Source organism: Pseudoduganella sp. jia 9 (assembly GCF_055502615.1).
Window position 1 is genome coordinate 1 of the sequence record NZ_JBUPWE010000006.1, and the last position, 17,124, is coordinate 17,124.

Here is a 17,124-nt window from a genome sequence, read left to right on the forward strand (position 1 = left end):
TCGGCCCAGACTGTGTAAAAACTCAGAAATGGATAGATGTGATCAGTCTGCACCCGGCCGCTGCATTTCTGCGGTTTGAAGGGGCGCTACATGAGCTATTCCCACCTTTCGAGCTCGGCGACTGAACCAGTAGGGTAACCGCTGCAAACGCACGTTGTAACGCCCGTAAAAGGGCATATGCCCTGACTGCTTCGATCATGCCATCGACACCAAGTAACGTCATCAAGCGCTTCAGGTTATAGGCGAGCACGTGCAGGCTCATCTCGGCCTTCACACGCTCGAGTCCTTTTGTCAGGAAATGCGTGGCGCCCATCCATGACTTGATCGTCCCGAAGGGATGCTCGACCGAGCAACGCCGGATTCGCATGGCGTTCGGATTTTGTTCAAGACGCTCCTGCATGTCGTCAAGCACGTCCTGGTGTTCCCAGCGCGTCACCCGGCGCTCCTGGCTCGACGTGCACTTATCCTTGAGCGGGCAACCCTTACAGTTCGAGCTCCAGTAGCGATGAAGCGTCATGCCCTTTTCAACGCCGGAAAATCGCCAGATCAGGGATTGACCAGCTGGGCAGCGGTACTCGTTCTTCTCCCGATCGTAGACGAAATCGGCTTTGTCGAATCGCCCGTCGGCCTTGGCATTGGACGTCTTTGTCGCTGGCACTACTGCAGTGATGCCGGCTTGGCTGCATGCCGGGACTTCCTCGCCTTTGAAGTAGCCGCGATCAGCGATCGCAGTTAGCGTGGTGGTCCCGATTGCAGTGCGGGCCTTCTTAGCCATCCTTGACAGTTGATCGCGGTCGCTGCCGATATTGGTTACCTCGTGCTCGACGATCAGGTGGTGCTTGGCGTCGACCGCGGTCTGGACGTTGTACCCGACGATGCCCGAGCCTCGCGTCATCATTGAACGGGCATCCGGATCGGTCAGCGAGATCTGCGTTTCGCCAGTCGCTTCCAGCTTCGCTTCGATTTCCTTAAGGACAGCCATCTGCGACTTCATCGCCGCGATCCTGTCGTTCAGCCGGGTGCTGCGCGCTTGTTTCGTCGCCGGTTCTTGCCTGTCAGCCGTGTCCAGGTCTGCCAAGTAACGACCGATGTTGGCCTCGATCTCTTCCATCCTGCGCTTGAGCTTGGCCTGCGTGAAATTGCGATCACTGCTGTTGACTGCCTTGAACTTGCTGCCGTCAATTGCGACCATTGCATCGGCGAACAGGTCCAGTTGTTGACACAGTACGATGAACTGCCGGCAGACATTGCGAATCGCCTTGCCGTTGTCCTTTCGGAAGTTGGCAATCGTTTTGAAGTCCGGCGTCAGCCGCCCCGTCAGCCACATCAGTTCCACATTACGTTGCGCTTCACGCTCAAGCCGCCGGCTCGACTGAATGCGGTTGAGGTAGCCATAGATGTAGAGCTTGAGCAGTACTGCTGGATGGTAGGACGGTCGTCCCGTCCTGGCCGGCTGCACACGCCCGAAGCCGAGTTTTCCCAAGTCGAGTTCTTCTACAAATACATCGACCACGCGAACCGGATTGTTCTCGGCCACGTAGTCGTCCAGCAGCTCAGGCAGCAACGTCCCCTGTCCTCGGTCTTCACCTTCAATGAAGCGCTTCATCTTGCACCCCGGTTGATGAGATACTCACCCAACGTTTACCGAACTCGTTTCGTTTACACGGCCGGCGTTTTTACACAGCCTGGGCCATAAGCGGACACTGGTCCTTACTCACCTAATGAAATTTTTTTCGCATCACTATGTCAAAGTTCGTAAGCGAAATTAGTTCCTGCAAATGGCTTTTCCTGAACAGCATCGGTGAGCCCGAAGAAAACACTTTGCGCCTCGAAATATTGGAGGCTGCGACACTGCATGATCCTGAGCCCAAGGTGCGTCCACTTAACGAGTCCCTGGAGCGCGGTCTACCTCTGGGGAGCCCCATCAAGCATGTTGCTGGTTGCAGGATTTTCACTGTGGATTGGCCAGATTATGTTGCCTATTCAGTACGAAACGAAAGCTATGTGACCACGGATAAGTATGAGATTTTTGGGGGACGTAACTTCGTTAAATATACGAAATCGCGTTACTTAGATTTTGTCGAGCAGGCGACGTTTGCAAGTGACAGTTACCCTGGCCCAATGACTCATTGGGGAATATTCTGCTTGAATCACATCGTTGATGTGGTGTCATGTAGCGAGCCTGCTTGGCAAGTTTCTGTCGCCAACTAAGTGGCCTCAAGTGTCCGCTCTGGGGCGGGAACTGTCAGACGTTGCAGGCGTAGCGATCGGTATCACCGTTGTCAACCACAGTAGCGCGTAATGGACTATGGCCGAAAATTTTGATTTGCACGATGCCACCTTGGTGACGATAATCGTCAGCTGGGCTGACGGGACTTGTCGCGCTGAGATACGACATGGTGAATTGGGAACGCTCAATCTTACGTTCACGACGGTTTCAAACTTGACATTGCCGCGCAGGCAAAGCTGGGGGCGTTCAGAATCGATCAACTCTTTCTCTATGCCGACTGCCAGCCGTTACGAAATTGAGATGCAGTCTGGGGATCTGATCACAATTGAGGCGACAGGAATGGTAGTAAGCAAAGCCGCTCAAGGCTGATCTCCCAAAGTCCGCTCCGGGGCGGAAGCAGACTGTCGGGCAACGCACGTGGCTAGTCAGGCTGTGGCAAACTTTATTGTTGCAAACTGCCGGTCTGGGACGGTTCTAGGTGCAGTTGTGGCAAACATTATTTGCGCGGACAACCTGCCGAAATCGTCCTGTCTCATAGGGGAACTTGTGGCAGGCTTTATTGTTGAGTACATCTACACCGGCCACTCCGAGCATGAATTCATCAGCGAAAAACAGTTGTCGCTGAACCTGCAGATGTATACGGCGGTGCTGGTGGAACTGGCGAAATAAAGGCGCCGCGCCAGCGTGGGAAAATGCCGGCATTGCTGGCAAAAGCATCAATCTTGATGAATCAGCCATTCGGCCGGCATTGAAACACATTGTTGTTTCATTCCGGCCGTTTTTATTCATCGCGCACAAATAAATTTCCTCAGCGCGCAAATTCATTTACCATCAGCAACAGAGCCGCCACCACGCGGCCGGCAGCCAGTGCCCGGCTGACTTCCAGGGCATGACCGTTCATCTTTTCGGATCAATGCCAGCCTTTTATCCAGAGGCCGGTCGGGGATTTGCATGCTGCGCTATCTGACTTTCACCGTTGCCTTCTTGATTTCCTGGTGCGCCAACAGTATGGAAATGAATGTCCCCAACGCGGTCGCCACCGCGGAACCGATCGAGGTGAAGCCGGTACCGCGGCGTGGCGCGCTGTACCGTGTTACGCACGACGGCAACACCAGCTACCTGTTCGGCACCATCCACGTCGGCAAGCAGGGGTTTTTTCCACTCGAGCCGGAAGTGACACGGGCACTGGCCCATGCCAGCTCGCTTGTCCTGGAAATCGATACCCGCCAATATGAACCCTTCCAGCGCGCGCTGGCGAAATACGGCACCTATCCGGCAGGCGAGTCCATTACGCGCCACCTGTCGCCGGGGGCGCTGGCGCGGCTCGAGCGGGCCCTGGCCAAGGCCGGGATTGCGCTGCGCAGCGTCGAGGGTTACCGGCCGTGGCTGGTGGCGAACATCCTCGTTGGCGGCGAGATCGAGAAGCATGGTTATCACCGCAGCAATGGCGTCGAAGGTTTCCTGCTGTCCGCTGCCGTGAAGCAGAAAAAACAGGTACGCGAGCTGGAAACGGCGGATTACCAGCTCAGCCTGTTCGCTTCGCTGGACGATGCGCAGCAGGAGAAGTATCTGCTTGAAAACCTGGACGACCTCGACAACGGCAAGGCCGTGCAAAAGTCGGCCGGCCTGATCGATGCGTGGAGCACCGCCGATGCGGGACGCATCGCTGCGCTGGCGCGCGAGCTGACCACGGGCGATACGGTGTCCGCCACGTTCATGGACCAGACGCTGCTCCGCCAGCGCAACCCGCAGATGACCGCCCATATCGAGGCGATCATGCGCAGCGACGAGGTGGCATTCGTCGGCATCGGCCTGCTGCACCTGGTGGGCGAAGAAAGCGTGCCCGAGCTGCTGCGGCGCCGCGGCTACGACGTCGAAAAGATGTACTGACGGCCTGCGTGCCGCGCCTTGTTGACCGCTCGCCCATCCCGGGCACTCGCCCTGCTGTATTCCGCCATGCCTTTTCGGCCTTCCGCCTTGCCGCTTCCGACGGGCAGGGCTTGATGCAAATCAAACTGTAGAGTCCGGTGCAGCTTGATAATTAGGTATTAGATAACTATAAGGAGCGATATGCTCAAGCATCGGACGGAAGCAGTGATCTCGGACCTGGTCGACGCCGCGCATGGCGGGCAGGCTGGCCGGATCGGGCGGCGCAAGCGCCATGTGCTGCGCCAGGCGCTGTATGCGCTGGTACGGCTGGCGAAGGTCGAACAGTTGGCGGACATGCGGCTCGATGCCGAACGCGCCACGGGCGGCATGGTCGGCGCGGAACAGCGCCGCCATACGAAGGCGCTGCTGCGCAAGATCGGCATGGATGTGCATGCGGACCGGGCTCGCCTGGAACGCGATTGGACATCCGCAAGCGACGCCACGCCAGTGTCGCCAGCGAAGGCAGCTCGGGACGAAAAAATTTTCCCCGATGTTGAAAACGATTGCGGGACAAGCTGACGCCGCAGGATCAGGTAGCGACCTTGCGAGTCGTCCACACTGCCCAGAGCAGCGTGGACGTGACGATGGCGGCCGTGCAATCGACCAGCCAGTCGCCGATGGCGCCGTGCCGGTAGGGCAGGAAACTCTGCACCACTTCGTCGACGGTGCCCATCGCGGCGATCGTCAGCACGGCTTTCACGGCGCGTTGCGCGGGCGTTCCGCTGCTGCCGGTGAAGACCAGGAATGTCAGCACGGCATAGGCGCAGGAATGCAGCACGACACCCGACGCGACTTCGGCGGCGTCGGCCCGGGCGCCGGGAATCGAACCGATGATGACGATCAGCGCGAACAGCGCCATCGCACTCCAGAACCGCAGGCGGGCATAGGCGGGAGTCAGCAGCAGGAGATGAAGAAGTTGGGGAAGTTTCAGCACGACGTCACAGTGGTATTGGCAAAAGCGTCACCATAGCACGGGTCAAGAAAAAAAGAGCCCGCCATTGCGGCGGGCTCAAACCCTGTCCGGGCCAAGAGACCATGAAGCGATGCAGGGTTGGTCGATGCATGGCAATCGATGCAAGACGATCGATGCAATACCGATCGATGCAATACCGATCGATGCAATACCGATCGACCAAGACGGATCAAAGCAGACCAACCGATGCGGCGATGAAAACCTGCTGCATTCACGGAATCAAAGTCGGATCGATACAGATCAGGATCACGGACGATGGCACCGGAATGCGAATTCGAAAGAGGTGTGCCGAAGCACACCTGGTCTGCCACCACGCATATCGGTTGCATGTGTGGCAGATGAATCAAGTATAAGCGTTGCTTGTTACGGCGCCATGACAGCGCGCAAACATGGCGCACTCGACAGGTATGGATCAAGCGAATGGAAGCGGGGAAACAAGACAGGCAAAAAAAAGCCCGCTGGTTCGGCGGGCTTCAAACTATTATCTTGGAGGAGAATAGTGGAGACAGGTGCAATTATGCTGCAGCGCCACATATACGTCCAATTTTGAATTTCGATAATAGTTATACCGTTAATGTATATCTCATCGGTGCCAGGCGAGGTGTTTCCTCACAGGATCACGGCTTCATCGGGTAGCTGGTTGGGACGCGAGCCGTCGGAAGGGAAATGCCGATGCAGCAGGTCGGCCAGCTGGCCCAGCGCCGCCACGGTGCCTTCCCGGAACTCGCCGCGCTTGTAGGCTTCCGTCATCGTACGGCAGACAGCCTGCCATTCCGCCTCGGCAATACGGCGGCCCACATTGCGGTCGGCAACGATGTCCACCGCGTGGTCGGCCAGGTTCACGTAGATCAGCACGCCGCAGTTTTCTTCCGTGTCCCACACACCGTACTGGGCGAACAGTGCGCGGGCACGGTCCCGGTTCGCCATGCCGTCCAGGGCGGCGCCGAACGGCAGCGCCGGTTCCACCACCAGCCGCACCTCGGCACGGTGGCGGCGTTCGCCTTCGGCGACCGCGACGGCAATTGCCTGCAGCGCCTCGTCGGGGAAATGGCGCCGGCCAGTGCCGGCCCCTGTCATCAAGTGCCGCATTGCGCGGCGCCAGCGTGCAATCGCATCCATCACCAGTCTCCCGAGGCGCCGCCGCCATCGAACGTTCCGCCGCCACCGCCACCGAAACCGCCGCCACCGCCACCAAAGCCGCCGCCGAACCCGCCACCACCACGGTGGGCGCTGCCCAGGGCGCTGCCGATCGCACTGCCGATCAGTACGCCGGCGGCATCCGAGCCCCAGCCGGAGCGATGCAGGCTGTTACGCCGCCCGCGGCCGCGAAACATCGGCAGGACGATGAAAACGCCGAACAGGATGGCCGGCCATACCCATCCACCAATCCCGTCGGCCTGCGCCTGCCGCTGCGCCGGCTGCTGTTGCGGCGCAGGGAAATGTTCCTTGTCCAGCAAGGTGGCGATGGCGGACACGCCCGCGGTCAAGCCGCCGTAGAAATCGTTATTGCGGAAGTGCGGCGCGATCACATCCTGCAGCACGCGCTTCGACTGGGCATCGGTCAGCACGCCCTGCACGCCACGGCCCGCCTCGATGCGCAGGCGGCGCAGCGACGAGGGATTATCCTTCGCCACCAGCAGCAATACGCCGTCGTCGACGCCCTTGCGGCCCAGCTTCCACGCATCGGTCACGCGGATGCCGTACTGCTCGATCGGCTCCGGCGCCGTGCTGTTCACGATGAGGATCGCGATCTGGCTGCCGGTACGGGTTTCGTAGTCGGCAAGCACGGATTCCAGCGCGCCACGCTGCTGTGCCGTCAGCATGCCGGCCTGGTCCGTGACGCGGGCCGATAGCTGGGGTACCGGCACGAAGGGATCGGCGGCCGCCGGCGCTGCCTGCGCGCGCGCCGCCTCGACGAACAGCAGCGCGAAGCACAGCAGGATCACCAGCAGCGTGTAGCGCACCAGCCAATGGCCGAGCCAGCTTTTCGATGGCCTGGGCACCAGCCGGCGCAGGCCGCGCCGGCGGGCGGCGTCGTGCACTTCGCGCTCGCTGGTGTTATTGGCGGTGCCCAGCCACTTGCCTTCGGAAGGATGTTCGCGCGTGCGCCGCCGCGGGGCGGCGGGTGGTGCGGGCTTGTCCTGCGGACCCAGCGGCATGGCGATTTCCTGCTCGTGCATGGTTGCCGGCGCAATCAACGTTTACTTCTTCGCGCCGAAATCGACGGTCGGCGCGGTCGAGATGGCTTTTTCGTTTTCCACCGTGAAGCTCGGCTTGACGTCGTAGCCGAACATCATCGCGGTCAGGTTGGTGGGGAAGCGCCGCGCGAGCACATTGTAGTCCTGTACCGAGGCGATGTAGCGCTGCCGTGCCACCGTGATACGGTTTTCCGTGCCCTCCAGCTGCGATTGCAGGTCGCGGAAACTGGTATCGGCCTTCAGATCGGGGTAGCGTTCGGACACCGCCATCAGCCGCGACAGGGCGGACGACAGCTCGCCCTGCGCCTGCTGGAATTTCTGGAACGCGGCCGGATCGTTCAGCACCTCGGGCGTGACCTGGATGCTGGTGGCACGGGAGCGCGCCGCGGTGACCGCTTCCAGCGTTTCGCGCTCGTGCGACGCATAGCCCTTGACGGTATTGACGAGGTTGGGAATCAGGTCGGCGCGCCGCTGGTACTGGTTGACGACTTCGCCCCAGGCCGCCTTGGTTGCTTCATCCTTGCTCTGGAAATCGTTGTAGCCGCAGCCGGACAGCGTGGCCGCCAGCAGGCCCAGGGCGATCCAGCGTACGAAATGGTTGCGCATGCTTCCTCCTTGAAATGACATATTCCCTTGTTGAAGCGACTATACACGGATGGCAGTTCCGCAGTGTTCGGTGCAGCACATAGCCGGGGAAGAGGCGGTCGGGGCAACGTTCCATTTATAATGGTCGGTTTGCACAATTTTCGATTAAGGGGCCGCCGTGAATTTCATCAACAAACTGAACGCCGCCTGGGCCGCCAACGATTCGCTGCTGTGCGTGGGACTGGACCCGGACCTGGACCGCCTGCCGGCACAGTTCCGCGGCACCCCGGACGGCATCTACCGCTTCTGCACCGGCATCATCGATGCCACGGCCGACCTGGCATGCGCCTTCAAGCCCCAGATCGCCTACTTCGCGGCGCTGGGAGCGGAAGGCCAGCTGGAGCGGATCTGTGCCTACCTGCGCGACAAGCACCCGCACATTCCGCTGATCCTCGATTCGAAGCGGGGCGACATCGGCGCCACGGCGAAGCAATATGCGCGCGAAGCCTATGACCGCTACGGCGCGGATGCGGTCACGGTCAGCCCGTACATGGGCTCCGATTCGGTGGAACCGTACATGGAATGGAACCGCGGCGTGATCGTGCTGTGCCGCACGTCGAACCCGGGCGGTTCCGATCTGCAGTTCCTCGAGGTGAACGGCAAGCCGCTGTACCAGCACGTCGCGCAGCTGGTGGCCGACAAGTGGAACGGCAACGGCCAGTGCGCCCTGGTGGTCGGCGCCACGTTCCCGGAAGAGATCGGCGCCGTGCGCGCCATCGTCGGCGAGATGCCGCTGCTGATTCCCGGCATCGGCGCGCAGGGCGGCGATATCGAAGCCACGGTGCGCGCCGGCCGCACCGATGCCGGTACCGGCATGATGATCAACTCGTCGCGCGCGATCCTGTACGCGGCACCGCAGGCTGGCGAAGACTTCGCGCAAGCCGCGCGGCGCGTGGCGGAAGAGACGCGGCGGGCAATCAACGCCCACCGCTGACAGAAACAGGTCCGGACCCCTGAAAATAGGGACGGACCCTGTTTTTCGGGAAAGTTCCGATACCACTGCCGCGCATGGATTTGGCGGCTCGGATATTTCCACAAAACAGGGGTCCGTCCCCAGTTTTGCTGCCGTTAAAAGTCCTGCGGCACGATCATTTCGGCGTAGTCGTACAGCGCGCCCAGGATTTCCTCGGCGCGTTCGTCGGCGGTCTGCGCCAGGGTGTCGATCTCGCCGAACAGCTGGTCGACGCTGCGCGCACCGCCGGCGCCTTCCAGCAGCCGTGCGGCGCGATGCTGTGTCCAGTGCTCATGTTCCTGTTCCGACAGCGTGTCCGGGAAGTTGCGGGCGCGGTAGCGGAACAGCAGCTCGGCCAGGCGGTCATCCTGGAAATGCGGCGACATGGTGGCCAGTTTGCCGGGCGGTTCGCGGCGCAGCGTGTCGAGCAGCCGGCGGTCTTCCTTGCCGATGAAGCCGCCATACAGGTCTTCGTCGACATCGGCCGGGTCCGCCGGCGGACGGTGGAATACCTGTTCCCACAGCGCCGCCAGATCGGGGCCACCGGCCGCATATTGCGCATGCGCCAGCGCCAGCTCCAGGTCGATGCCCCAGCGCTGCGCCATGTCCGCGCTCAGCGTTTTCAAATTGCCCACCAGCATGGGCGATTTGTTCAGGTGCACGCTCTTGATGGGCAGGCGCGTCACGCCTTCCGGCAGCGCATCGGCACGGCTGAACAGCCGGGTGCGGATGGTTTCCGCATCCAGCGTGAACAGTTCGCGCGGGTCATGGCTGCAATCCCATACCAGTACTTCGTTCTTGTTCGTCGGGTGCACGCCAAGCGGCCATACCAGCGCCAGGCAACCCCGTTCCACCGGGAACATTCCAGACACATGCAGGAATGGCTTGCGCAGCTCGCGCGCCAGGTGCAGGCCCATCTCGTCCGCCGCACGCCCCTTGTCGCGCAGCGCCAGGCAGAAGTCCCACAGCCGCGGCTGCTTCTGCCGGATCAGCCTTGCCAGCGCAATCGTGGCGCGCACGTCGGACAGCGCGTCGTGTGCCGCCTCGTGCGTCAGATTGTTGACTGATGTCAATAATTCAAGTTTGAAGCTGGTCTTGCCGTTATCCCCTGTAGGCCATTCGATACCGTCGGGACGCAAGGCGTGGCACATGCGCACCACGTCCAGCAAATCCCAGCGGCCGCAGCCGTTCTGCCACTCGCGCGCGTAGGGATCGATCAGGTTGCGCCAGAACAGGAAACGGGTGAACTCGTCGTCGAAGCGGATCGTGTTGTAGCCCACGCCCACCGTGCCGGGTTCGGCGAAGAGTTCGAGGATCGTGGCGGCGAACCGGTGTTCCGGCACGCCGTCGCGCAGTGCCTGCTGGGGCGTGATCCCGGTGATCAGGCAGGACTGCGGGTCGGGCAGGTAGTCGTCCGCCGGCTTGCAGTAGAGCATTACCGGTTCGCCGATCTCGTTCAGGTCGGCATCGGTGCGGATGGCGGCAAATTGCGCCGGACGGTCGCGGCGCGGCACGGCGCCGAACGTTTCGTAGTCATGCCAGAGAAAGGTGTGGTTGCTCATGAGTAGCTTAGTCGTGTCATAACCGGAGATTATCGTGGCAAACAGCGTTTCCCTCAATTCCAAGGCCATCTCCACCGATTCCAAGGTGGCCAACCAGGGCGAAGTCACCGCGGCCCGGGCGAAGATGCAGCTGAACGTGTCGATCATGGAAGCTTCCGCATCGATCTCGATCGGCGTGGGCAGCAATCCGCAGGCGCTGCTGTACAAGTCGGCGATCACCAGCATCAACGAAGCGCTGCGTGCGGAGCTGGGCGAAAATGCCGTGCAGAATGCCGCGCGGCTGGACAACTCGCCACAGGCGACCGCCGACCGCATCGTGTCGCTGGCCACCGGGTTCTACGAGGTGTTCCGGCGCCAGAACCCGCAGATGGAAGACGACGCGGCGCTGCAAAAGTTCATGGATGCGGTGAAGGGTGGCGTCGAGCAGGGTTTCAAGGAGGCGCGCGACATCCTGAAAGGCCTGAACGTGCTGGGCGGCGACGTGGCCGCCAACGTCGACCGGACCTACGAGTTCGTGATGAAGGGGTTCGACGACTTCGCGACCCGCGCGGCGGAACCGAAGGAAGAACAGGAAGCGGCCTGATCGTCCTGATTCGCCGCAGGCAGTGACCGATTCGTACTACGCTGTCGGCTGTTCAATCCCCGCAGCCACCACCACCCGGTTGCGGCCGGCCGCCTTGGCGCCGTACAGTGCCGCGTCGGCGGCTGCGATCAGCGCATGGTCGTCCTGTGACCGTTCCAGCGAGGCGACGCCGAACGATGCGGTGATGTGGGGCAGCGGCAGCCGCATGTCGTCGAACACGACTGCTTCGCGCATCCGCTCGCACAGCCGCTCGGCCACGCCGGCCGCCACCGCGCCCGGCGTATCGGGCAGGATCACCATCAATTCCTCGCCGCCGTAGCGTACCGCGAAATCGCTGGGACGCAGCGCGCCGGCCAGCACGTGCGCCGCAATGCGCAGCGCGCTGTCGCCCTGCAGGTGGCCATGGCGGTCGTTGAATGTCTTGAAATGGTCGAGATCGAGCATGACCAGCGACAGCGGCGCGCGGGTCGCATGGGCCGTGGCAACGAGCCGTGGCAGCACGTCGCCCAGCCAGGCACGGTTGTACAAGCCCGTCAGGCCGTCATTCAGCGACAGCTGGCGGTAGAATTCGCCCAGCTTTTGCCGCCGGCGCAGCTGCATGCTGGCGGCCCGGATGCGGAACGACAGCAGCCGCAGCAGGTTGCGCGCCACGCCGTCGGCTTCCTCGATCAGCCGCCACGCCAGGTCGGCATCGACCAGCAGCAGTTCGCTTTCTTCCAGTGCCGTCAGGCCGGACAGGTCGGCCTCGCCATCGAGCACCGATTGTTCGCCGGTGCTTTCGCCGGGCAGGATCTTCGTGGTGGCGCCGTCGCCGGTGGCATCGGCCAGCGCACCGCGCAGCACGATCACGAGACGGGGGGAGGCCGGGGCGGAGACGACTTCACCGGCGGCGGCCAGCATCACGGGGCAGTGCGCCAGCATCGCCCTGGCGCCGGTGGTATCGGCGTCGCGAAACAGTTGCAAAGTGGCGAGGTCGTGCGAAGAAGCGGCGAAAGTGCTGAGTAGTTTCACGGCGGGAGTTCCAGGAAGTCATGCCATGATAGCGCATGAAAAGCATCGAAACAGCGATGATTAATTTCAATACATTACTTTTACTTTCTATAGCAACATGATGCTTACCGACGCCCTCGGCCGCGTACACCGGCCCGACCCGAATGCCCGCATCGTTTCGCTGGTACCGTCGATCACCGAGCTGCTGTGCACCCTGGGACTGGCGCCGCAGATCGTGGGTCGTACTGGTTTCTGCATCCACCCGCGCGATGTGGTCCGCACCATCCCCAAGGTTGGCGGCACCAAGGACGTCAACCTGGACAAGCTGCGCGCCCTCGCACCCACGCACGTGGTGGTCAACATCGACGAAAACGAAAAGCCCACCGTCGACCAGCTGGCCCAATTCGTGCCGAATGTGATCGTCACGCACCCGCTGTGCCCGGAAGATAACCTGAGGCTGGCGCGCCTGCTGGGCGGCGTGTTCTGCGCGGATGAGGCGGCGGCGCGCTGGTGCGAGGCATTTGCCGCCGAACTGGCTGCCTTGCGCACCATGCCGAAAGGGCCGCCGCAGCGCGTGCTGTACTGCATCTGGCAGGATCCCTGGATGACCGTGTCGCACGGCACGTATATCGCGGCGATGCTTGCGGAAATCGGCTGGAGTGTGCCGGACCTCGGTGTCGACCGCTATCCACGCTTCGAGTGGAACGCGGCGCTCGTGGCCGGTATCGACCAGGTGCTGCTGTCGACCGAACCGTACCGGTTTACGGAAGCGCATGCCGACGTGCTGGAAAAGCAGGTCGGCAAGCCGGTGCAACTGGTCGATGGGGAGATGATGTCCTGGTACGGCAGCCGCGCACTGGGCGGGCTGGCGTACCTGCGCGCGCTGGCCGCCGCGGGGTGATCAGTCGTCGGATTCGACCGGATCGGGCCGTACCAGGTCGGCAACGGGGGTATTGTGCTTGACGTCGCTGCGCTTGCCGATGGCGCTGTCGAGCGCACGCACCAGCTTGCCCGAGGCGCCGGTAATGGCCTGGTGCAGGTCGCCGGCCTGGTCGGTCACGGCGATTGGCTGGATGCCGGCCACGCGTGCTTCCATCATGCAGCGCTTGTCGTTCGGGCCCGATTTGTGGCTGCTGTTGTTGTCGCCCAGGTGGACTTCGACCCGGGTGACCTGCTCGCCGAAGCGTTCGAGCGCGGAGCGCACCACGCTTTCCACGTGGTTCTCCAGGTTGATGTCATGGGTGATGGCCTTGTCGGTATTGACTTGAACTTGCATGTTTTCTCCTCGTTGTGTAGGTGCGATGTTACGTCGTACAGTTCCCTTTTGTTGTTAAGTGCAGCACATTGCCGGGTTTTCAAGGGTTACTTCACCTGCTCGGCCAGTTCTTTCTCGTGATGGGGGAAGCGGTCCATCTTCGCCAGCACGGGGAACAGCTTGATCCATGCGCCTGTCACGGCCAGGGTGGCGGCGCCGCCGAAGACGATGGCGCGCGACAGGCCCATCCAGCCGGCCGTGACGCCGGATTCGAATTCGCCCAGTTCGTTCGATGCGCCGATGAAGACGGAATTCACGGCACTGACGCGGCCGCGGATGGCATCCGGCGTTTCGAACTGCACCAGCAGGTGGCGCACATAGACGCTGATCATGTCGCCGGCCCCCATCAGCAGCAGGCAGGCGAGGGCGACGGCGAAGGTGGTGGTGGTGCCGAGCACCACGGTGCCCACGCCGAACACGGCCACGCCGCCGAACATCCAGGCGCCGACCCGGCGCGTGATGGGGAAGAACGCCAGCGCGATCGAACACAGCGCCGCGCCGGCACCCGGCGCGGTGCGCAGCAGGCCCAGGCCGGTGGGCCCCACGTGAAGCACGTCGTGGGCCAGCGCCGGCAAGAGTGCCGTGGCACCGCCGAACAGCACGGCGAACAGGTCCAGCGAGATCGCGCCCAGTACGATCGGGCGCGACATCACGAAGCGCAGGCCTTCCAGCACGCTGTGCCAGGTCGCCGGTTCGCGGTTGCTGGCCTGCGGCGGCGCCTTGACGATCGCCATCAGCACCGTCGCCACCAGCAGCAGCGTGGCGGCAATCGCATACACCGCGATCGGGCCGTAGATGTACAGCAGGCCGCCCAGCGTGGGGCCGAGGATCACGGCGACATGGAAGCTCGATGACGACAGCGCGACGGCCTTGCTGAGATCCTGCTGGGGCACCAGGTTGACCAGCATGGCCTGCGTGGCCGGCCCCATGAACGCGCGCGCGCTGCCGAACAGCACGAGCACGGCGAATACCGGCCAGACGATGTGCATCGCGCTGTAGGCAAACCCCAGCAGCAGCAGGCCGACGAGCAATTGCGTGGCCAGGCAGGCGGTGACGATGTTGCGGCGGTTGTAGCGGTCGGCCACGTGGCCGGCCGGCAGGATCAGCAGCAGGAACGGCGCGAACTGGGCCAGCCCGATCATGCCGAGGTAGAACAGGTTGTGGGTCATCGAATAGACCTGCCAGCCGACGGCGACGTTCTGCATCTGCACGGCAAGCGTGCCGAGGATGCGGGCGGACAGGTAAAACGAGAAGTTGCGGTGACGCAGGACGGCGAAGCCGTTGGATGTGGACATGAAGCGATCGTCAGGTCACGCGGCGCCGGCCCCGGGCGGGGTGGCCCGCGGGACCGGGACCGCGGGTGTTGGTCAAGGTTGGGCCAGGTCGGCTTCGGTGGTGAAGGCGTCGGCGTAGAACTCGTCTTCCGGCAGGCCGCACCGGGCAACGAAATCACGTTTTGCCGATTCGACGACGATCGGCGCGCCGCAGGCATAGACCTGCCAGCCGGAGAGGTCGGGCAGGTCGGCGACGGCGGCCTGGTGCACATAGCCGGTGCGGCCGGTCCAGCCGTCTTCCTCGAGCGCGTCCGACACCACGGGCACATAGCTGAAATTCGGCATCTCGCGGGCCCACTCCTCGCACAGCGCATGCATGTACAGGTCGCGCGGGCGGCGCCCGCCCCAGTACAGCACCATCTTGCGCTGCGAACCGGACGACTTCATCTGCTCGACGATGGCCTTGATCGGCGCGAAGCCGGTGCCGGAGGCCAGCAGCACCATCGGCTTGTCGGAGTCTTCGCGCACGAAGAACGTGCCCAGCGGGCCTTCGAAGCGCAGGATGTCGCGCTCCTTCATCGTGCCGAACACCTGGTCGGTAAACAGGCCGCCCGGCATGTGCCGGATGTGCAGCGTGACCGGGCCGACGCCGGGCGCGCTGGCCATGCTGTAGCTGCGGCGCTTGCCGTCGCGCAGCAGGAATTCGATGTACTGGCCGGCGCGGTATTCGAGCACTTCGTTGGCGGGCAGTTGCAGCGTCATCACGATCACGTCCGGCGCCACCTTTTCCAGCGTGGTCACGCGCGACGGCATCTTCTTGACGGGGAAATCGCCGCTGCCGGCCACTTCGCGGGCGGCAATCACCAGGTCGGAATGGGGCAGCGCGCAGCAGAACAGCGACATGCCCTGGGCTTCTTCTTCCTCGGTGAGCGCGCGGCGCTGGTGGGGTTTGTGGGTGATCGAACCGGCAACCACCTTGCCCTTGCAGGAACTGCAGGCGCCGTTCTTGCAGCCGTACGGCAGGCCGATGCCGGCCCGCATCGCGGCCGCCAGCACGGTTTCGTCTTCGTCGCATGCGAACTGGTGGCCGCTGGGCTGAACAGTAATCTGAAACGTCATACAATCCTTGAGATGAAAAGCTTAAGCAAACAAAATCCAGGGCGGACGCCAGCCCAGGCGCAACCCGGGCAGCCGCGCCTCGGGCAGCCGCGCTTCGGGAAGCCGAACCTGTTGATCCTCGGTTGCGGCGACGTGGGCATGCGGCTGTTGCCACTGCTCTGCGCGCGCTACCGCGTCTTCGCCGTCACGCGCGACACTGCCGACATCGGCACCCTGCGCGCGGCGGGTGCCGTGCCCGTACTGGCCGATCTCGACCAGCCGGCATCGCTGCGCCGGCTGGCCGGCCTGGCGCACACGGTGATCCACCTGGCACCGCCGCCGGCAGCCGGCGAGCGCGATACGCGTACGCGCAACGTGACCGCCATTCTACCCGAGGCGGCAAGGGTCGTTTATGTCAGCACCACCGGTGTCTATGGCGATCTGGAAGGGCGCCTGGTCGATGAAACGCAGCCGGTTGCCCCCCGCAATATCCGGGCACGCCGCCGGGTCGACGCGGAACGGGTACTTCGCGACTGGGCCCGCCGTGCGAACGGCCGGCTGTCCATCCTGCGCGTGCCCGGCATCTACGCGGCGGATCGGCTGCCGCTCGAGCGCCTGCGGCAGGGCACGCCCGCGCTCGACGCGGCGGACGACGTCTACACCAATCACATCCACGCGGACGACCTGGCGGCACTGCTCCGCACGGCGCTGTACCGCGGCCGGCCGCAACGGGTCTATCACGCCGTGGACGACAGCCGCATGCGGATGGCCGAGTACTTCGACGCCGTGGCCGACGCGGTCGGGCTGCCCCGCCCGCCGCGATTGCCGCGGCCGCAACTGGCCGAAGTGGTATCGCCGACGCTGCTCTCGTTCATGTCCGAGTCGCGCCGGCTGGACAATGGCCGGCTGAAGCACGAACTGGGCATGCGGTTGCGCTATCCCACCGTTGCCGAAGGGCTACAAAACATGACAGGCGCCCGGCAGGATTGACGTCCCGCAAACGTGGAGGTGTCGCTTGCGACTAACGTAGGCAGACATCACCAGGAGGTCGTATGGACGCGAACCACCGGCATCCCAGCAAGGAAGAAGTACGGGCATGGATGACCCGGCGCCGGGTTTCCTGCCGCGCCGGGTTGCCGTTGCCGCTGCCGTCGCCCGATGAAATCCGCCGCGAACTGGGCTGGCACCATCTGCCGGTGGCGCGGCAGGAGGCCGCGTCCGTGGCATTGCCGATGATGCTGGCCGAGCTTGCGGCACTCACGGCGGTGACGTGGTACTGGCTGCTGCTGCAGCTGGCCCGCGAGTGTCCACGGTGACTTTCCTAGCATAAAAGAAGGTAGGGAAATCTCTCTAATTCTCACTGGCGTTGCCAAAA

General features: G+C 63.1%; 18 protein-coding genes and 1 pseudogene. 9 read left to right on the forward strand and 10 right to left on the reverse strand.

Annotated features, from left to right (window positions below; all coding sequences use genetic code 11):
• Positions 1 to 178 precede the first annotated feature (178 nt).
• Positions 179 to 1,606: pseudogene (locus tag ACY34H_RS08065) on the reverse strand (IS1182 family transposase); the annotation flags it as partial.
• Positions 1,607 to 1,743: 137 nt separating this feature from the next.
• On the opposite strand from ACY34H_RS08065, the gene ACY34H_RS08070 reads away from it, so the two are divergent.
• The 4 genes from ACY34H_RS08070 (at position 1,744) to ACY34H_RS08085 (ending at position 4,678) form a co-directional block, all read left to right on the forward strand.
• Positions 1,744 to 2,211, forward strand: coding sequence for a hypothetical protein (locus tag ACY34H_RS08070; RefSeq protein WP_464976980.1), 468 nt, complete (start codon positions 1,744 to 1,746; stop codon positions 2,209 to 2,211).
• 505 nt (positions 2,212 to 2,716) lie between these two features.
• The gene (locus ACY34H_RS08075) at positions 2,717 to 2,899 is read left to right on the forward strand and encodes a hypothetical protein (RefSeq protein ID WP_464976981.1); all 183 of its coding nucleotides are present in this window, start codon (positions 2,717 to 2,719) and stop codon (positions 2,897 to 2,899) included.
• 345 nt (positions 2,900 to 3,244) lie between these two features.
• Positions 3,245 to 4,120: a TraB/GumN family protein gene (locus ACY34H_RS08080; RefSeq protein WP_464976982.1), complete on the forward strand. Its 876-nt coding sequence runs from the start codon at positions 3,245 to 3,247 to the stop codon at positions 4,118 to 4,120.
• Between the two features lie 180 nt (positions 4,121 to 4,300).
• Complete coding sequence (locus ACY34H_RS08085) at positions 4,301 to 4,678, forward strand: hypothetical protein (protein ID WP_464976983.1); 378 nt, start codon at positions 4,301 to 4,303, stop codon at positions 4,676 to 4,678.
• A gap of 10 nt (positions 4,679 to 4,688) precedes the next feature.
• On the opposite strand, the gene ACY34H_RS08090 is transcribed toward ACY34H_RS08085, so the two are convergent.
• The 4 genes from ACY34H_RS08090 to ACY34H_RS08105 all read right to left on the reverse strand — a co-directional run bounded on the left by ACY34H_RS08090 (position 4,689) and on the right by ACY34H_RS08105 (position 7,936).
• On the reverse strand, positions 4,689 to 5,093 hold the full coding sequence (locus ACY34H_RS08090; protein ID WP_464976984.1) for a VanZ family protein: 405 nt from the start codon (positions 5,091 to 5,093) through the stop codon (positions 4,689 to 4,691).
• Between the two features lie 648 nt (positions 5,094 to 5,741).
• Positions 5,742 to 6,251, reverse strand: coding sequence for a TPM domain-containing protein (locus ACY34H_RS08095; protein ID WP_464976985.1), 510 nt, complete (start codon positions 6,249 to 6,251; stop codon positions 5,742 to 5,744).
• Positions 6,251 to 7,054, reverse strand: a complete 804-nt coding sequence (locus ACY34H_RS08100) for a TPM domain-containing protein (RefSeq protein WP_464977278.1) — start codon at positions 7,052 to 7,054, stop codon at positions 6,251 to 6,253. The genes ACY34H_RS08095 and ACY34H_RS08100 overlap by 1 nt, the downstream gene beginning before the upstream one ends.
• 279 nt (positions 7,055 to 7,333) lie before the next feature.
• Positions 7,334 to 7,936, reverse strand: a complete 603-nt coding sequence (locus tag ACY34H_RS08105; RefSeq protein WP_464976986.1) for a LemA family protein — start codon at positions 7,934 to 7,936, stop codon at positions 7,334 to 7,336.
• 157 nt (positions 7,937 to 8,093) lie between these two features.
• Here ACY34H_RS08105 and pyrF point away from each other — a divergent pair, with 157 nt between their 5' ends.
• Positions 8,094 to 8,909 (forward strand): orotidine-5'-phosphate decarboxylase, encoded by an 816-nt coding sequence (gene pyrF, locus ACY34H_RS08110; protein ID WP_464976987.1) that lies wholly within the window; start codon positions 8,094 to 8,096, stop codon positions 8,907 to 8,909.
• Positions 8,910 to 9,043: 134 nt separating this feature from the next.
• Here the strand turns inward: pyrF and sbcB are convergent, their stop codons facing one another.
• Positions 9,044 to 10,489 carry an exodeoxyribonuclease I gene (gene sbcB, locus ACY34H_RS08115; protein WP_464976988.1) on the reverse strand — a complete coding sequence of 482 codons (1,446 nt, stop codon included), beginning with the start codon at positions 10,487 to 10,489 and terminating at the stop codon, positions 9,044 to 9,046.
• A gap of 34 nt (positions 10,490 to 10,523) precedes the next feature.
• Here sbcB and ACY34H_RS08120 point away from each other — a divergent pair, with 34 nt between their 5' ends.
• Positions 10,524 to 11,072, forward strand: a complete 549-nt coding sequence (locus tag ACY34H_RS08120) for a DUF5610 domain-containing protein (protein WP_464976989.1) — start codon at positions 10,524 to 10,526, stop codon at positions 11,070 to 11,072.
• Between the two features lie 36 nt (positions 11,073 to 11,108).
• On the opposite strand, the gene ACY34H_RS08125 is transcribed toward ACY34H_RS08120, so the two are convergent.
• Complete coding sequence (locus ACY34H_RS08125) at positions 11,109 to 12,083, reverse strand: GGDEF domain-containing protein (protein ID WP_464976990.1); 975 nt, start codon at positions 12,081 to 12,083, stop codon at positions 11,109 to 11,111.
• Between the two features lie 97 nt (positions 12,084 to 12,180).
• Between ACY34H_RS08125 and ACY34H_RS08130 the strand changes: the two genes are divergently transcribed.
• The gene (locus ACY34H_RS08130) at positions 12,181 to 12,963 is read left to right on the forward strand and encodes a helical backbone metal receptor (protein ID WP_464976991.1); all 783 of its coding nucleotides are present in this window, start codon (positions 12,181 to 12,183) and stop codon (positions 12,961 to 12,963) included.
• Here ACY34H_RS08130 and ACY34H_RS08135 read toward each other — a convergent pair whose 3' ends face one another.
• From ACY34H_RS08135 to ACY34H_RS08145, 3 genes are all read right to left on the reverse strand, one after another.
• The gene (locus ACY34H_RS08135) at positions 12,964 to 13,338 is read right to left on the reverse strand and encodes an HPF/RaiA family ribosome-associated protein (protein WP_464976992.1); all 375 of its coding nucleotides are present in this window, start codon (positions 13,336 to 13,338) and stop codon (positions 12,964 to 12,966) included.
• A gap of 86 nt (positions 13,339 to 13,424) precedes the next feature.
• Positions 13,425 to 14,672: an MFS transporter gene (locus ACY34H_RS08140; protein WP_464976993.1), complete on the reverse strand. Its 1,248-nt coding sequence runs from the start codon at positions 14,670 to 14,672 to the stop codon at positions 13,425 to 13,427.
• Positions 14,673 to 14,744: 72 nt separating this feature from the next.
• Positions 14,745 to 15,770 carry a CDP-6-deoxy-delta-3,4-glucoseen reductase gene (locus tag ACY34H_RS08145; RefSeq protein WP_464976994.1) on the reverse strand — a complete coding sequence of 342 codons (1,026 nt, stop codon included), beginning with the start codon at positions 15,768 to 15,770 and terminating at the stop codon, positions 14,745 to 14,747.
• A 12-nt stretch (positions 15,771 to 15,782) separates the two neighbouring features.
• Here ACY34H_RS08145 and ACY34H_RS08150 point away from each other — a divergent pair, with 12 nt between their 5' ends.
• Together ACY34H_RS08150 and ACY34H_RS08155 are read left to right on the forward strand one after the other, a co-directional pair.
• Positions 15,783 to 16,739: an SDR family oxidoreductase gene (locus ACY34H_RS08150; RefSeq protein WP_464976995.1), complete on the forward strand. Its 957-nt coding sequence runs from the start codon at positions 15,783 to 15,785 to the stop codon at positions 16,737 to 16,739.
• A gap of 62 nt (positions 16,740 to 16,801) precedes the next feature.
• Positions 16,802 to 17,065 carry a hypothetical protein gene (locus tag ACY34H_RS08155; RefSeq protein ID WP_464976996.1) on the forward strand — a complete coding sequence of 88 codons (264 nt, stop codon included), beginning with the start codon at positions 16,802 to 16,804 and terminating at the stop codon, positions 17,063 to 17,065.
• Positions 17,066 to 17,124 lie beyond the last annotated feature (59 nt).

Excerpts from the sequence above, each read along its gene's own strand:
- ACY34H_RS08080 (WP_464976982.1), top strand. The coding sequence starts at position 3,245 with ATGAATGTCCCCAACGCGGTCGCCACCGCGGAACCGATCGAGGTGAAG.
- ACY34H_RS08095 (WP_464976985.1), bottom strand. The coding sequence starts at position 6,251 with ATGGATGCGATTGCACGCTGGCGCCGCGCAATGCGGCACTTGATGACA.
- ACY34H_RS08085 (WP_464976983.1), top strand. The coding sequence starts at position 4,301 with ATGCTCAAGCATCGGACGGAAGCAGTGATCTCGGACCTGGTCGACGCC.
- ACY34H_RS08135 (WP_464976992.1), bottom strand. The coding sequence starts at position 13,338 with ATGCAAGTTCAAGTCAATACCGACAAGGCCATCACCCATGACATCAAC.
- ACY34H_RS08105 (WP_464976986.1), bottom strand. The coding sequence starts at position 7,936 with ATGCGCAACCATTTCGTACGCTGGATCGCCCTGGGCCTGCTGGCGGCC.
- sbcB (WP_464976988.1), bottom strand. The coding sequence starts at position 10,489 with ATGAGCAACCACACCTTTCTCTGGCATGACTACGAAACGTTCGGCGCC.
- ACY34H_RS08155 (WP_464976996.1), top strand. The coding sequence starts at position 16,802 with ATGGACGCGAACCACCGGCATCCCAGCAAGGAAGAAGTACGGGCATGG.
- ACY34H_RS08140 (WP_464976993.1), bottom strand. The coding sequence starts at position 14,672 with ATGTCCACATCCAACGGCTTCGCCGTCCTGCGTCACCGCAACTTCTCG.
- ACY34H_RS08070 (WP_464976980.1), top strand. The coding sequence starts at position 1,744 with ATGTCAAAGTTCGTAAGCGAAATTAGTTCCTGCAAATGGCTTTTCCTG.
- ACY34H_RS08145 (WP_464976994.1), bottom strand. The coding sequence starts at position 15,770 with ATGACGTTTCAGATTACTGTTCAGCCCAGCGGCCACCAGTTCGCATGC.
- ACY34H_RS08150 (WP_464976995.1), top strand. The coding sequence starts at position 15,783 with ATGAAAAGCTTAAGCAAACAAAATCCAGGGCGGACGCCAGCCCAGGCG.
- ACY34H_RS08130 (WP_464976991.1), top strand. The coding sequence starts at position 12,181 with ATGATGCTTACCGACGCCCTCGGCCGCGTACACCGGCCCGACCCGAAT.